Raw genomic sequence first — 15009 nt, forward strand, 5'->3', positions numbered from 1 at the left:
TAGGAGTCTGGGCCGTGTCTCAGTCCCAGTGTGGCCGGTGAACACAGGCCGGCTACCCGTCGTCGCCTTGGTGGGCCATTACCCCACCAACAAGCTGATAGGCCGCGGGCTCATCCTTCACCGCCGGAGCTTTCAACTCCCGCCCATGCAGGCAGGAGTATTATCCGGTATTAGACCCCGTTTCCAGGGCTTGTCCCAGAGTGAAGGGCAGATTGCCCACGTGTTACTCACCCGTTCGCCACTAATCCACCCCGAAGGGCTTCATCGTTCGACTTGCATGTGTTAAGCACGCCGCCAGCGTTCGTCCTGAGCCAGGATCAAACTCTCCATGAATGTTTACCGGTAATCCGGTGCACACGCACGAAAGAGCGGGCCAGTCTTGGTCGGAATATGACCGACTGACCACAACGTCCTCGCTGTGTTGTTGCCTGCCAGCGCCCGAAGGCCCGACAGGTCTTTTTCAAAGGAACCTCATCCACCGGAGTGGACGGGGTATCAACTTCTGGCGTTGATTTTTGGCACGCTGTTGAGTTCTCAAGGAACGGACGCTTCCTTCGTACTCACCCTCTCGGGCTTTCCTCCGGGCTTTCGTTCTTGCGATTCAGACTCTATCAGAGTCTTTCTCGCTTGCTTTCCAGGTCCTGCGCTTTCGCACTTTCCCTTTCCGGCGGTTCCGACTCTATCAGATCCTTTCGGGCCTGACCCCCAGTCAGCGGGGTTTGCCTTTCGGGCTGTTGGGCCCTTCCGGCGAGTGAGACAGTAGCGGATTCCCTGCCCCCGAAGCCAATCGGCGGCTGCGTCCTGGAACGCGGATTCCTCATTCGCAAATACGCATGAAAACGAGACGACGGAGTGCGTCGTTCGTTCGAATGTCGTAGTGCGGGATGGCTGTCCGGGGACCGACCGGGGTCGGCGCTCACGTCGGACAACTCGAAGAACCTTACGGACCGGGCACATCTGTGTCAACCCCCCGCTGACCGGCGTGCGACTGGCCGGAAAAGCTCACGTGCTCCTCACGGCCCCGGGTCTACGCTGGGCCCCATGACTACGCACGTGCTCACGCTCAGCCTTCGCTGGTGGGCCGCCTGACGGCGGCCGACCCCCAACGCGAGCACGCACGCGCTCACGGCCGCCGCTACGGCGGCCGTTTCTGTTTCTCCCCCTCGGGAGTGGCTCGGTCGCCGGCGCGGTGGCCACGGCACCACACCACCACTCACGCACTCACGCACTCAGAGGGAGAGCAGCAGACATGACGAGGATCTTCAGCGGGATCACGCCGTCCGGGCACCTGACGCTGGGCAACTACCTGGGGGCCCTGCGGCAGTGGGTCGCGGCCGAGCACGCGCCGTCCGACGCGCTGTTCTGCGTCGTGGACCTGCACGCGCTCACCACGGAGCACGATCCCGCGCGGGTGCGGCGCCTCACCCGGCAGGCCGCGACGCTGTTCCTCGCGGCCGGCCTGGATCCGCGGCGGTGCACCCTCTTCGTGCAGAGCCACGTCGCCGAGCACACCCGGCTCTCCTACCTGCTGGAGTGCACCGCCGCCGACGGGGAGCTGCGGCGGATGATCCAGTACCGGGAGAAGGCGGCGAAGGCGGAGGCCGCCGGGAACGGCGTCCGGCTGTCGTTGCTGACGTATCCGGTGCTGATGGCCGCGGACATCCTCGCGTACGCGGCCGAGGAGGTGCCCGTCGGTGAGGACCAGCGGCAGCACGTGGAACTGACCCGGGACCTGGCGGTGCGGTTCAACCAGCGGTACGGGCAGACGTTCACCGTGCCGAAGGTGACGCTGCCGGCCGTGGGTGCGCGGGTCATGGACCTCCAGGACCCGACGTCGAAGATGGGGAAGTCCAGCGAGAGCGGCGCCGGGATCGTCTATCTCCTCGACGAGCCGACGGTGATCACCAAGAAGGTGATGCGTGCGGTGACCGACAGCGGGGACGGCGGGGTGGTCTACGACCGGGCGGCGCGGCCCGGGGTGGCGAACCTGCTGGACATCCTCGCGGCCTGTACGGGCGGGGAGCCGGAGAAGCTGGCCGAGGAGTACGAGCAGTACGGGCCGCTGAAGCGGGACGTCGCCGAGGCCGTGGTGGAGCTGCTGCGGCCGATGCGGGAGCGGCACGCCGGGCTGGCGGCCGATCCGGGCGAGGTGGAACGGGTGCTGCGCGAGGGGGCGGGGCGGGCGCGGGACATCGCGCGGCCGGTGGTCGACCGGGCGTACGAGGCCATCGGCCTGCTGGCTCCGTGAAGGGGTGAAGGGGTGAAGGAGGGGGAGGGGCGGCCGGCTCCTCCCCCCTCCTTGCGTCGTCATCGTCAGCTGTTGCCGGTGGCGAGTTCTCGGCTGCGGTCACGGGCCGCTTCGAGGGCGGCGATCAGGGCCGCGCGTACTCCGTGCTTCTCCAGCTCGACGATGGCGTTGATCGTCGTACCGGCCGGGGAGGTGACGGCCTCGCGGAGCTTGACGGGGTGCTCGCCGCTGTCGCGGAGCATGACGGCGGCGCCGATGGCGGCCTGGACGATCAGGTCGTGGGCCTGGGCGCGCGGCAGCCCGAGGAGGATGCCGGCGTCGGTCATGGCCTCGACGAGGAAGTAGAAGTAGGCGGGGCCGGAGCCGGAGAGGGCGGTGGCGGCGTCCTGCTGGGACTCGGGGACGCGGAGGGTCTTGCCGACGCCGCCGAAGATCTCCTCGGCGTGCTGGAGGTGGGCGGCGGTGGCGTGGCTGCCGGCGGAGATGACGGACATGGCCTCGTCGACGAGGGCCGGGGTGTTCGTCATGACGCGGACGACGGGGGTGCCGGGGGCGAGCCGCTCCTCGAAGAAGGCGGTGGGGATGCCGGCGGCGCCGCTGATGACCAGGCGGTCGGCGGGGACGTGCGGGGCGAGCTCTTCGAGGAGCTTGCCCATGTCCTGCGGCTTGACGGTGAGGATGAGGGTGTCGGCGCGCTTGGCGGCTTCGGCGTTGCTGACGGCCTTGACGCCGTAGCGGGTGCGCAGTTCCTCGGCGCGCTCGGGGCGGCGTGCGGTGACGAGCAGTTTGGCGGCCGGCCAGCCGCCGCGGATCATCCCGCTGAGGAGGGCCTCGCCGATCTTGCCGGTACCGAGGACTGCGACTGTCTGGGTCATGCCCGATTCACCTCGCCGAACGAACCTTCAGGACGTACGCCCTCATCCTTGCACCCGTCCGCGCCGTGGCGAGGGGGTGTCCGCTCCGTGGTCAGGGCGTGCGGCGGCGCAGGGTGGCGGCGCCGAGCGCGAGGACGAGCAGCGCGCAGGCGGCGACGACGACGGCGTCGCGTACGAAGTCGGCGGTCATGTCGGTATGGGTGAGGACCTGGGTCATGCCGTCGACGGCGTAGGACATCGGCAGGACGTCGGAGAGGCCGTCGAGCAGGGGCTGCATGGTGTCGCGGGGTGCGAACAGGCCGCACAGGAGCAGCTGCGGGAAGATCACGGCCGGCATGAACTGGACGGCCTGGAACTCGGAGGCGGCGAAGGCGGAGACGAAGAGGCCGAGGGCGGTGCCGAGGAGGGCGTCGAGGAGGGCGACGAGCAGGAGCAGCCAGGGGGAGCCGGTGACGTCGAGGCCGAGGAGCCAGAGGGCGAGGCCGGTGGCGAGGAGGGACTGGACGACGGCGACGGCGCCGAAGGCGAGGGCGTAGCCGGCGATGAGGTCGGCCTTGCCGAGCGGCATGGCGAGGAGGCGTTCGAGGGTGCCGGAGGTGCGTTCGCGGAGGGTGGCGATCGAGGTCACGAGGAACATCGTGATGAGGGGGAAGATCCCGAGGAGGGACGCGCCGATGCCGTCGAAGGTGCGGGGGCTGCCGTCGAAGACGTAGCGCAGCAGGGTGAGCATCAGTACGGGGACCAGCAGCATCAGGGCGATGGAGCGCGGGTCGTGGCGGAGCTGGCGCAGGACGCGGGCGGCTGTGGCGAGGGTGCGGGCGCCGTTCATCGCTGGGTCTCCCGGGTGAGGTCTTCGGTTCGGGCGTTGGCGTTGGTGTAGGCGTTGGCGTTGGCCTCATCGACGAGGCGGAGGAAGCCTTCCTCGACGGTGGCGGTGCCGGTGCGGGTGCGGAGGGCTTCGGGGGTGTCCTGGGCGAGGATGCGGCCGTCGCGCATGAGGAGCAGGTCGTGGCAGCGCTCGGCCTCGTCCATGACGTGGGAGGAGACGAGGATCGTGGTGCCGCGGCGGGCGGTGAGGTCGTGGAAGAGGTTCCACAGGTCGCGGCGCAGGACGGGGTCGAGGCCGACGGTGGGTTCGTCGAGGACGAGCAGCTCGGGCGTGCCGAGGAGGGCGACGGCGAGGGAGACGCGGCTGCGCTGGCCGCCGGAGAGGTTGCCGGCGAGGGCGGTGGCGCGGGTGGTGAGGTCGACGTCGGTGATGGCCTGCTCGACGGCGGCGCGGCGGCGTTCGGCAGCGGCGCGGCCGGGGTCGAGGACGGCGGCGAAGTAGTCGAGGTTCTGCCGGACGGTGAGGTCGTCGTAGACGGAGGGCGCCTGGGTGACGTAGCCGATGCGGGAGCGGAGTGCGGGGTGGCCGGCGGGGCGGCCGAGGACGTCGAGGGTGCCGGTGACGTGGGCCTGGGTGCCGACGACGGCGCGCATGAGGGTGGACTTGCCGCAGCCGGAGGGGCCGAGGAGGCCGGTGATGCGGCCGCGGGGGACGTCGAAGCCGATGCCGTCGAGGACGGTGCGGGGGTGGCGGCCGGTGCCGCGGCGGACGGTGAGGTCGTGGGCGTGTACGGCGGGAGGGGGTTCCTCCGGCGGGTTATTCATCATGTGATGAATAATGCTCCCGGCTGTGCCGGGCGTCAATGAGCCGGGTGGTGTTCGACCGACGCGGTCCGGTCCCGGAAGCGGCCGGGCTACTTCTTGCGCTTGGGGCGGCGCGCGGCCGGGTTGCCCGTACGGGCGCTGCGGCGACGGCCGTATTCGGCCACGGCCTGCTCGTACTCGGTGCGGCGGAGCTTCTCGCCCGGGGCCTCGGACAGGCTGCGCAGGAAGTAGGCGATGAGCGAGCCGATGAACCCGATCGTCTTCAGGCCCTTGAGGGCGGCCTCGTCGGAGGACGGGCGCGGGCGGCGGCCGAAGGACTCCCAGGTCTTGGCGAAGGCGATGGCACTGGCGATCGCGAACAGCACGACGACGGAGATGCTGAGGAACGGGCCGACGTCGCCGATCTCCAGGCCCTCGTAGGCGAAGCGCAGCAGGTACGCGCCGGCGACGGCGGCGGCGAGCGAGCCGGCGGCCACGCCGGCGCGGCGCAGGGCGTAGCCGTTGCCGTGGTCCACCCAGGAGGTGCCGAAGAACCGGATCGGCTCGGGCTGCGGGCCGGGGGCCGACGCGGGCGGCGCGGCGGGGCTCTGGCTCTGGTCTCGCTGCTGGTCGTCGTCGCTCACGGTGCCGATTATCCCCCGGCGGGCGGGACCCGCCGGGGGTGTCTCACCTGGCAGAACGGTGATCTCGGCCGGGCTGGTCAGCCGCAGCGGCCCGCCACGTAACCGTCCGCGCCGGTGTGGACGTAGGCGTCGGAGACGAAGCGGCCGTTGCCGACGCAGTCCCACAGGTCCGTGGTGCCGTACGGGCCCGAGACCGTCGTACCGGGGCACTGGCAGCGGATCGTCACGTACCCGCCGACGGGTACGGCGTCGATGACGGCGTAGTTGGTGCCGGGGCCGCTGCGGATGTTGACCCGGTAGCCGGGCGCCGTCGGGTACGACTGGAAGCCCGCGTCGGCGGCCGCGAGGCCGTTCACCTGGCTGGAATCATTCTCGATGGACATGTGAATCTCCCCCCATGGGTTGCTGCGCTGCGCAACGCGCGCAGGGTAGCGAGCCCTTGGATGTTCCCACGGGCCATCGACTAGGCTCCGGCGGGGGTGGTGAGCGGTGCAGTCGCGGCGCGCGGACTACGCCGGGTTTCCGGAATACGCCGGTCAGTACCGGCTCCAATCCGTGCTCGGCTCCGGCGGCATGGGCGTCGTCCACCTGGCCGCCTCCAGCTCCGGGCTGAAACTCGCCGTCAAGGTCGTGCACGCCCAGCACGCGGTGGATCCGGAGTTCCGGGCCCGCTTCCGGCAGGAGGTCGCGGCCGCGCGGCGGGTGAGCGGCGCCTTCACCGCTCCCGTCGTCGATGCCGACCCGGATGCCGAGCGGCCCTGGATGGCCACCCTCTTCATCGACGCCCCCACCCTGTCGGAGCGGGTACGCGAACGCGTACTGGACCCCGTCGAGCTGACGCGGCTCGCCGCCGGGCTGGCGGAGGCCCTGCGGGACATCCACCGGGCCGGGGTGGTGCACCGGGACCTGAAACCGAGCAACGTGCTGATGGCCCCGGACGGGGTGCGCGTCATCGACTTCGGCATCTCGCGCCCGGCCGACAGCGACCTGCGCACGGAGACCGGGAAGCTGATCGGGACCCCGCCCTTCATGGCGCCCGAGCAGTTCCAGCGGCCGAGGGACGTGGGGACGGCCGCCGACGTGTTCGCGCTGGGCGCGGTGCTGGTGCACGCGGCGACCGGCCGCGGGCCCTTCGACTCCGACAGCCACTACCTCGTCGCGTACCAGGTCGTCCACGCCGAGCCCGACCTGACGGGGCTGCCGGCCCGCCTCGTGCCGATCGTGGCGCGATGCCTGGCGAAGGACCCGGCCGAGCGACCGACCGCCGAGGCGCTGATCGCGGAGATGCGCGCCGTGGCGTACCCGACGGGCGAGGACACCCAGGCGTTCGTACCGCACCCGCGCAGACCCCCGGCTGAGGAGCAGGTCACCCACCAGCGGGAGCGGATCGCGACGGACCCGCCGCTTCCACGCCGGCGGCGCAGGAAGACGCTGCTGGTGGCGGGACTGGCGGTGCTGCTCACGGCCGGGGCCGCCGGCGGCTACCTGCGCTGGGCGGACGGCGCCAGAACGGCGAAGCAGCCGGTCGCGCACGCTTCCGCGAAGCCGGGGAAGGCCTTCGCGCCCTGGTCCGCCTCGCCGGGCTCACCCCCGGTGTCCTGCTCGGCGGGGCCCGGCGGACTGTACTGCTCGGGGCGGGGCCTGGCCGCCGCCCGCCTCGACCTCGCGGACGGCTCGGCCCCCTGGACGGTCCGCGCGGACAATCCCGGCCGGGGCGTGGCGGCCAGCAGCCCACCCCTCCACTCGGGCGGGCTGGTCCTCGCGGTGGCGCCCGGCAGTGAACGGCTCCAGGCGCTGGATCCCGGCACGGGTGCGGAACGCTGGCAGCGGAAGCTGCCCGGCGGCACGCGCGTGGTGACGGCGGGCCCGTACGCGCTCACCGTGACCACGGACGGGACCGTCACCGCCCTCGACGGTGCGAGCGGCGCCCAGCGCTGGACGCAGAAGATCGGCGACGCCGGGTCGGTGTGGTGGGGTGGTCCGGGGGTGTCGGGCGCGCCCGTGCTCTACGTGGCGACCGCCGCGCGCGACGGCGCGTCGACGCAGCTCGCCGAGGTCGATCCGGCCGCCGGCGCAGTGCGCTGGCAGACGCGGGTCACCGGCAAGCTGCGGCCCGTCGGTGTGGCGCACGGCGCGGTGCACCTGCTGGACAGTGACGCGGGCGCCAAGACCAGCGGGATCGTGCGGGTGGACGCGGCGACCCGGGCCGTCCGCCGGGTCCAGCTGCCCGCACCGCTGTTCGACGCCGAGGCGACCGTGGGCCCCGACGGGACGGTCTACGCCTTCGGCGGCGGCGGCGCGCTCGTCGCGGTCAGCACGGAACGGGAGCTCTGGCGGCTGGAGACGGGGGCGGCGAGCGGCTCCGGTCCTGCGGTCTCGGACGGACAGGCGTACCTGATGACCGGGGACGGTCGGCTGCTGGCCGTCGACGCCGCCGGGCGGCTGACCGGTCAGACCAAGCCGCGGATGGCCTCGCAGGGCACCTTCAGCGCCACCATCCCCTCCCCCGTGGTCGCCGACGGCCGCGTCTACGCCTCCGCCCCCGACGGCACGGTGTTCGCCCTGGACGCGCGGAACCCCGCCGGGTGGTAGGCCACCTCGGCGGGGTTCACGGGATCCGGGAGGCTCAGCCCAGCTTCGACACGTCGCGGACCGCGCCCTTGTCGGCGCTGGTGGCCATCGCCGCGTAGGCGCGCAGGGCGGCCGAGACCGTGCGCTCGCGGTTCTTCGGCGCGTACACGCCGCCGAGCTCCGCGTGGCGGGCGGCCAGCTCCTCGTCGGAGACCAGCAGCTCGATCGACCGGTTCGGGATGTCGATGCGGATCCGGTCGCCGTCCCGGACGACGGCGATGTCGCCGCCCGAGGCCGCCTCCGGGGAGGCGTGGCCGATGGACAGGCCCGAGGTGCCGCCGGAGAACCGGCCGTCCGTGACCAGGGCGCAGACCTTGCCGAGGCCGCGGCCCTTGAGGAAGGACGTCGGGTAGAGCATCTCCTGCATGCCCGGGCCGCCGCGCGGGCCCTCGTAGCGGATGACGACGACGTCACCGGGCTGGACCTCCTTGCGGAGGATCTTCTCGACGGCCTCGTCCTGCGACTCGCAGACGACCGCCGGGCCCTCGAACGTCCAGATCGACTCGTCGACGCCGGCCGTCTTCACCACGCAGCCGTCGACGGCGAGGTTGCCGCGCAGGACGGCGAGGCCGCCGTCCTTGGAGTACGCGTGCTGCACGGAGCGGATGCAGCCGCCCTCGGCGTCGAGGTCGAGGCTCTCCCAGCGCTCGGACTGGGAGAAGGCCGTCGCGGAGCGCTTGCAGCCGGGGGCCGCGTGCCACAGCTCCATGGCCTCCGCGGACGCCGTGCCGGAGCGGGCGTCCCACTTCGCGAGCCAGTCGTCCAGGCCGTCGGAGTGGACGGTGCTGACGTCCTTGTTGAGGAGGCCGCCGCGGTGCAGCTCGCCGAGGATCGCGGGGATGCCGCCGGCGCGGTGCACGTCCTCCATGTAGTACGTGCCGCCCGGGGCGACGTTCGGGGCGACCTTGGCCAGGCAGGGCACGCGGCGCGAGACGGCGTCGATGTCCTTGAGGTCGTAGTCCAGGCCCGCCTCCTGCGCGGCGGCCAGGAGGTGCAGGATCGTGTTGGTCGAGCCGCCCATGGCGATGTCCAGGGCCATGGCGTTCTCGAAGGCCTCGCGGGAGGCGATGTTGCGCGGCAGGACCGACTCGTCGCCGCCCTCGTAGTAGCGCTTGGTGATCTCCACGACCGTGCGGCCGGCGTCCTCGTACAGGGCGCGGCGGGCGGTGTGCGTGGCGAGGACCGAGCCGTTGCCCGGGAGGGCCAGGCCGATGGCCTCGGCGAGGCAGTTCATCGAGTTGGCGGTGAACATGCCCGAACACGAACCGCAGGTGGGACAGGCGTTCTCCTCGATGCGCAGGACGTCCTCGTCCGAGACGTTCTCGTTGGAGGCGTCGACCATGGCGTCGATCAGGTCCAGCTTGCGGACGGTGCCGTCCACCAGGGTCGCCTGGCCGGCCTCCATCGGGCCGCCGGAGACGAAGACGACCGGGATGTTGAGGCGCAGCGCGGCCATCAGCATGCCGGGGGTGATCTTGTCGCAGTTGGAGATGCAGATCAGGGCGTCGGCGCAGTGCGCCTCGACCATGTACTCCACGCTGTCCGCGATCAGGTCGCGGGAGGGGAGCGAGTACAGCATGCCGGCGTGGCCCATGGCGATGCCGTCGTCGACCGCGATGGTGTTGAACTCGCGGGGGATCGCTCCGGCGGCGCGGATGGCGTCCGAGACGATGCGGCCGACGGGCGCCAGGTGGGTGTGGCCGGGGACGAACTCGGTGAAGGAGTTGGCGACCGCGATGATCGGCTTCCCGATGTCCTCGCTCGCTACGCCCGACGCGCGCATCAGCGCACGAGCGCCTGCCATGTTGCGGCCGTGGGTGACGGTGCGGGACCTCAGCTCGGGCATGCGGTTTCACTCCCCATGAGTGCGGCTGTACGGTCAGCCGCGACTGCGGATATGGCTCGGTTACGAGGCTACGCCCACCGCCCGCGATCCGGACGGTTCGTCCGGATGCCGGGACGGAGGGGTCACTCCTCGGTCACTCCTCGGGCACTCCCCGGGCACTCCTCCGTCAGGTAGCGCTGCAGCGTCGGAGCCACCAGGGCCACGATGTCCTCCTGGTCCGCGGACGCGAGCGGCTCGACCTGCACCACGTACCGCAGGATCGCGATCCCGACCATGTGCGAGGCGGCCAGCTCCGCCCGGAACGTCGGATCCGGGACGTCCAGATCGGCGGCGATCCGCTCCAGCAGACGGCGCAGCACCAGCGTGCGCAGCACCTTCGCGGCGGCCTCGTGCGTCAGCGCGGACCGGATCACGGCGAGCAGCGGCGCCCGGGTCACCGGGTTCTCCCACACCCCCAGGAAGTACCGGAGCAGCCGTTCCCCGATCCCGTCCGGGCCCTCCCCGAGGATGGCCGGAACCACCAGGGCGGGCTCCATGCTCACCTCGACGGCGGCGGCGAACAGGTCGTCCTTGCTGCCGAAGTAGTGGTGCACCAGCGCCGGGTCCACCCCGGCCACCTTGGCGATCCCGCGCACGGACGTCTTGTCGTAACCGCGCTCCGCGAACACCTCGCGGGCCGCCAGCCGGATCCGTTCCTGGGTGCCGGGGCCGTCGTCGGCCTCGTCCTGGCGCGGCCGGCCGGGACCCCGCCGCCGCTTCACGGGCTCGCTCACCGGCGCCCGGCCGGCTTGGCGAGGTGTGCCCGGGTGAAGGCCAGCGCCTCGGCGAGGTCGGCCTCACGCTCGGCGGAGGACATGGCGCGCCGCGTGTTGACCTCGATCACCACGTGCCCGTCGAAGGAACTCCGGGCCAGCCCCTCCAGCAGCTCGGCGCAGGGCTGCGTACCGCGCCCGGGGACGAGGTGCTCGTCCTTCGCCGACCCGTTGCCGTCGGCGAGGTGGACGTGCGCCAGCCGGTCGCCCATCCGGTCGATCATCGCGGTGGCGTCGGTCCGGGCGGTGGCGGTGTGGGACAGGTCGACGGTGAAGTGCCGGTAGTCGTCCTTCGTCACGTCCCACTCGGGCGCGTACGCGAGCATCTCGCGGTCCCGGTAGCGCCACGGGTACATGTTCTCGACGGCGAAGCGCACATCCGTCTCGTCCGCCATCCGCCAGATCCCGGAGACGAAGTCCCGCGCGTACTGCCGCTGCCAGCGGAACGGCGGATGCACGACGACGGTCGACGCCCCCAGCCGCTCGGCGGCGGCCTGCGCCCGCTGGAGCTTGGTCCACGGATCGGTGGACCACACCCGCTGGGTGATGAGCAGACAGGGCGCGTGCACGGCCAGGATCGGCACCTGATGGTGGTCCGACAGGCGGCGCAACGCGTCGACGTCCTGGCTCACCGGGTCCGTCCAGACCATGACCTCCACCCCGTCGTAGCCGAGACGGGCGGCGATCTCGAAGGCGGTCGCCGTGGACTCCGGGTACACGGAGGCGGTGGACAGGGCGACCTTCGGGGTCCGGCTGTTCGGGATACGGAGCGGATCTGCCACGGTGACAGATTACGGGGCCCCTCCCCGCCGATCCGCAAGCGGCAGCACTTTCGTCATACTTTTCGAATGAAAACCGGCGCCCCACCCAGGGCGCGGCACACGCCGGCCGTCGGCTGGCCGGCGGCCAGGCACGCGACACCACCGGGCACTTCGGCGCGGGCGGACTATCTCCCCCTCGACCCCCAGGGCCCGGGCGGCAGTTGCCCACCCGCCCCCTTGTCTGCGGGCCGGGACGTCGGGGAGCGGTGTTCCCCTGGGGCGGTCTCAGAGCCGGTTGGGGGCTTCCCGTCAGTCCCATCGTCCTTCCGGTTCGGGCCGGTCCCTCAAGGGCGCTCCTTCGTCGCGTCGCTACGCGATCGCCTTCGGCGACCCTTGACCGACCGACCCGAACCGGAAAGCCGAAAGACTGCCGGGAAACCCCCAAAGAAACGGGACGGACGATGCGAGAGGGACGGGTCCCTCAGCGATGAGACGAGGGGCCGGGGCTGGCCGGCCGGGCATCCGACCCCTCAAGAGTCGAGATCCGGAGCCTGTGCGCGACTACCCGCACGAGAGGGCGACCAGAGCGACCTGCGGAGCTCCCAGACGCGCCAGATCGCTACGCGCTCCTCAAATCTCAGCGTCCGACGACCGCCCTGGGCCGATACCCGCACCAAAAGACGCTCAGAGCAGCCGAGGATGCCCGGGGGGCGCGTCAGATCGCTACGCGCTCCTCTGATCTCGGCGGCACGCCGCCGTCTTGGGACGGTCATGAGCCCCCAGAAGACCCGCTCACACCCTTTGCCCATATATGGAGGGCTGGGATGGGGTCGGATGGTCGTCTGTCGGAGTCTGCGGGTGAAAAAGACACCCGCAGACTCCGACAAGCCGCCAAAGATCCTGCGGGAGGACCGAACTCGGCGCTCCTCGAAGCCCTTCATCCGCCCATTTCGCGGCCCATCCAGCCCCGGACGGCCTTCGGCCGCCGAGATCAGAGGAGCGCGTAGCGATCTACTGCGCCTGGGCGCTTCCCGGGCCGCCCTGTTCGACCTCTGGGTGCGGGTATCAGCCCAGGGCGGTCGCCGGGCGCCGAGAAGAGAGGAGCGCGTAGCGATCTGTCGCGCTTGGGTGGTCGGCGGGGGGCTCTGATCGAGCTTTCGTGCGGGCAGTCGCGCCCCTGGCCCCGAATCACGGATCTGGGGCCCGGATGCCCGGCGGGCCGGCGCCCGGCCCCTCGCTTCATCACTGAGCGACCCGCTCCTCCAACGTTGGACCGTGCCGTTTCTTTGGGGGTTTCCCGGAAGTCTTTCGGCTTTCCGGTTCGGGTCGGTCGGTCAAGGGTCGCCGAAGGCGATCACGCAGTGACGCGACGAAGGAGCGCCCTTGAGGGACCGGCCCGAACCGGAAGGACGATGGGACTGACGGGAAACCCCCAACCCTCCCTGAGACGGGGCAAGGGGACACCGCTCACCGACGTCCCGGCCGCAGACGGGGGCGGGTGGGCAGCCGCCGCCCGGCCCCTGGGGGTCGAGGGGGAGATAGCGGGCCCGCGCCGCAAACCGCGTACGCCCCCGCCCGCGCCGCAGGCTGCGTACCGGCGCCCCCTACGGCAGGTGGTCCAGTCTGCGGAGGATGACGCCCTCGCGGAGGGCCCAGGGGCAGATCTCCAGTTCGTCCACGCCGAAGAGGTCCATCGTCGCCTCCGCCACCAGCGCGCCCGCCAGGAGCTGGGCCGCGCGGCCTTCCGAGACGCCGGGGAGGGCGGCGCGTTCCGTCGTGGTCATCGCCGTCAGGCGGGGCACCCACTCCTCCAGGGACTTCCGCGTCAGCTCGCGCTGCACGTACAGGCCGTCGGCCTCGCGGGCCGCGCCGGCGATGCGGGCCAGCTGCTTGAAGGTCTTCGACGTCGCCACCACGTGGTCCGGCGCCCCGAAGCGGCTGAACTCGCCGACGGTGCGCGCGATCTGCGCCCGGACGTGCCGCCGCAGCGCCCGTACGTCCGCCGCGTCCGCCGGGTCGCCCGGGAGCCAGGCCGAGGTGAGGCGGCCCGCGCCCAGCGGCAGGGAGACGGCCGCGTCGGGGTCCTCGTCTATGCCGAACGCGATCTCCAGCGAGCCCCCGCCGATGTCGAGGACCAGCAGCTTCCCGGCCGACCAGCCGAACCACCGCCGGACCGCCAGGAAGGTCAGCCGGGCCTCGTCCTCGCCGCTGAGCACCGGCAGCTCGATGCCGGTCTCCTCCTTGACCCGGGCCAGGACCTCGTCGGCGTTCGGGGCCTCGCGCACCGCGCTGGTCGCGAACGGCAGCACGTCCTCGCAGCCCTTGTCCTCGGCCGCCTGCACCGCGCCAGCGATCGCCGAGACGAGGCGCTCCACGCCTTCCGGGCTGACCGCGCCGCGCTCGTCGAGCAGCTCGGCGAGCCGCAGCTGCACCTTGTGCGAGTGCGCGGGCTGCGGGCGCGCGCCGGGGTGCGCGTCCACCACCAGCAGATGGATCGTGTTCGAACCCACGTCAAGGACACCGAGTCTCATACGGGAAACGCTACTGGGCCGAACGCGGAGCGGTGGAGGAAGGGGCGCTTACGCTGGGCTTGTGCCAAATACGAAGAAGGCCAGCAAGAGCAAGACCGAGATCAAGAAGAAGAACAAGGTGTCGGACGAGAAGGGCCTCGACTTCCCCCGGGCCTGGGTGGAGTTCCCCGATCCCGCCGACGACGAGCAGGTCTTCCGCTGCGACCTGACCTGGCTGACCTCCCGCTGGACGTGCATCTTCGGCAGCGGCTGCCAGGGCATCCAGGCGGGCCGGGCGTCCGACGGGTGCTGCACCCTCGGCGCGCACTTCTCCGACGAGGACGACGAGAAGCGGGTCGCCGAGCACGTGGCCCGGCTCACGCCCGAGCTGTGGCAGTTCCACGACGTCGGCAGCGAGTCGGGCTGGACCCAGCTGGACGACGACGGGGACAAGCAGACCCGCCGCTGGGACGGTGCCTGCATCTTCCTGAACCGGCCCGGCTTCCCCGCCGGCGCGGGCTGTTCCCTGCACATCCTGGCCCTGCGCAGCGGCCAGGAGCCGCTGGAGACGAAGCCGGACGTGTGCTGGCAGCTGCCGATCCGGCGGACGTACGACTGGATCGACCGGCCGGACGACACCCGTGTGCTCCAGGTGTCGATCGGCGAGTACGACCGGCGCGGCTGGGGCCCGGGCGGCCATGACCTGCACTGGTGGTGCACGTCGGCGACGTCCGCGCACGGCGCCGGCGACCCGGTGTACGTGTCGTACCGGGCGGAGCTGACGGAGCTGATGGGCGAGGAGGCCTACGCGGAGCTGGTGAAGCTGTGCGAGGCGCGGCTGGCGTCGCTGCTGCCGATGGCCCCGCACCCCGCCGACCCGCAGTAGGACGGAGCCGGGCCTCCTCAGCCGGCCGGCGACCCGGCCCCCGGGTCGGGGGAAACCGTTCCTCCTGAGGACGGCGCCGGGTCCGTCGGGGTCGGTGTGGGCGTCGGGGTGGGCGTGGGGTCCGGGGCCGGGGGCGTCGGCGTCGGCGTGGGCGTCGGGGTCGG

General features: G+C 71.7%; 12 protein-coding genes. 3 read left to right on the forward strand and 9 right to left on the reverse strand.

Features of this window, described 5'->3' with window-relative positions; translation table 11 throughout:
• Positions 1-1249: 1249 nt before the first annotated feature.
• Positions 1250-2248 (forward strand): tryptophan--tRNA ligase, encoded by a 999-nt coding sequence (trpS, locus tag SSNG_RS15480; protein ID WP_007264786.1) that lies wholly within the window; start codon positions 1250-1252, stop codon positions 2246-2248.
• A gap of 65 nt (positions 2249-2313) precedes the next feature.
• On the opposite strand, the gene proC is transcribed toward trpS, so the two are convergent.
• The 5 genes from proC to SSNG_RS15505 form a co-directional block, all read right to left on the reverse strand.
• The gene (proC, locus tag SSNG_RS15485) at positions 2314-3123 is read right to left on the reverse strand and encodes a pyrroline-5-carboxylate reductase (protein WP_007264787.1); all 810 of its coding nucleotides are present in this window, start codon (positions 3121-3123) and stop codon (positions 2314-2316) included.
• Between the two features lie 91 nt (positions 3124-3214).
• On the reverse strand, positions 3215-3952 hold the full coding sequence (locus SSNG_RS15490) for an ABC transporter permease (protein ID WP_007264788.1): 738 nt from the start codon (positions 3950-3952) through the stop codon (positions 3215-3217).
• On the reverse strand, positions 3949-4779 hold the full coding sequence (locus SSNG_RS15495) for an ABC transporter ATP-binding protein (protein ID WP_007264789.1): 831 nt from the start codon (positions 4777-4779) through the stop codon (positions 3949-3951). Before SSNG_RS15495 ends, SSNG_RS15490 begins: the two co-directional genes overlap by 4 nt.
• Positions 4780-4865: 86 nt before the next feature.
• Entirely contained in the window at positions 4866-5399 is a 534-nt protein-coding gene (locus SSNG_RS15500) for a hypothetical protein (RefSeq protein ID WP_007264790.1), read from the reverse strand.
• 77 nt (positions 5400-5476) lie between these two features.
• Positions 5477-5782, reverse strand: a complete 306-nt coding sequence (locus tag SSNG_RS15505) for an SH3 domain-containing protein (RefSeq protein WP_007264791.1) — start codon at positions 5780-5782, stop codon at positions 5477-5479.
• Between the two features lie 106 nt (positions 5783-5888).
• Between SSNG_RS15505 and SSNG_RS15510 the strand changes: the two genes are divergently transcribed.
• On the forward strand, positions 5889-7991 hold the full coding sequence (locus tag SSNG_RS15510; RefSeq protein ID WP_007264792.1) for a serine/threonine-protein kinase: 2103 nt from the start codon (positions 5889-5891) through the stop codon (positions 7989-7991).
• 34 nt (positions 7992-8025) lie between these two features.
• Here the strand turns inward: SSNG_RS15510 and ilvD are convergent, their stop codons facing one another.
• The 4 genes from ilvD to SSNG_RS15530 all read right to left on the reverse strand — a co-directional run bounded on the left by ilvD (position 8026) and on the right by SSNG_RS15530 (position 13980).
• Entirely contained in the window at positions 8026-9876 is a 1851-nt protein-coding gene (gene ilvD, locus SSNG_RS15515) for a dihydroxy-acid dehydratase (protein WP_007264793.1), read from the reverse strand.
• 122 nt (positions 9877-9998) lie between these two features.
• Entirely contained in the window at positions 9999-10649 is a 651-nt protein-coding gene (locus SSNG_RS15520) for a TetR family transcriptional regulator (RefSeq protein WP_050779635.1), read from the reverse strand.
• On the reverse strand, positions 10646-11470 hold the full coding sequence (locus tag SSNG_RS15525; RefSeq protein ID WP_007264795.1) for a sugar phosphate isomerase/epimerase: 825 nt from the start codon (positions 11468-11470) through the stop codon (positions 10646-10648). The genes SSNG_RS15520 and SSNG_RS15525 overlap by 4 nt, the downstream gene beginning before the upstream one ends.
• A 1583-nt stretch (positions 11471-13053) precedes the next feature.
• Positions 13054-13980 carry a Ppx/GppA phosphatase family protein gene (locus tag SSNG_RS15530; protein WP_007264797.1) on the reverse strand — a complete coding sequence of 309 codons (927 nt, stop codon included), beginning with the start codon at positions 13978-13980 and terminating at the stop codon, positions 13054-13056.
• A 61-nt stretch (positions 13981-14041) separates the two neighbouring features.
• Here SSNG_RS15530 and SSNG_RS15535 point away from each other — a divergent pair, with 61 nt between their 5' ends.
• Positions 14042-14845 carry a hypothetical protein gene (locus tag SSNG_RS15535; protein WP_007264798.1) on the forward strand — a complete coding sequence of 268 codons (804 nt, stop codon included), beginning with the start codon at positions 14042-14044 and terminating at the stop codon, positions 14843-14845.
• The last annotated feature ends 164 nt before the right edge of the window (positions 14846-15009 follow it).

Source organism: Streptomyces sp. C (genome assembly GCF_000158895.1).
GTDB lineage: Bacteria > Actinomycetota > Actinomycetes > Streptomycetales > Streptomycetaceae > Streptomyces > Streptomyces racemochromogenes.

Bases quoted from the DNA above. Each gene is read 5' to 3' on its own strand.
- trpS (WP_007264786.1), top strand. From the start codon at position 1,250: ATGACGAGGATCTTCAGCGGGATCACGCCGTCCGGGCACCTGACGCTG.
- proC (WP_007264787.1), bottom strand. From the start codon at position 3,123: ATGACCCAGACAGTCGCAGTCCTCGGTACCGGCAAGATCGGCGAGGCC.
- SSNG_RS15490 (WP_007264788.1), bottom strand. From the start codon at position 3,952: ATGAACGGCGCCCGCACCCTCGCCACAGCCGCCCGCGTCCTGCGCCAG.
- SSNG_RS15495 (WP_007264789.1), bottom strand. From the start codon at position 4,779: ATGATGAATAACCCGCCGGAGGAACCCCCTCCCGCCGTACACGCCCAC.
- SSNG_RS15505 (WP_007264791.1), bottom strand. From the start codon at position 5,782: ATGTCCATCGAGAATGATTCCAGCCAGGTGAACGGCCTCGCGGCCGCC.
- ilvD (WP_007264793.1), bottom strand. From the start codon at position 9,876: ATGCCCGAGCTGAGGTCCCGCACCGTCACCCACGGCCGCAACATGGCA.
- SSNG_RS15530 (WP_007264797.1), bottom strand. From the start codon at position 13,980: ATGAGACTCGGTGTCCTTGACGTGGGTTCGAACACGATCCATCTGCTG.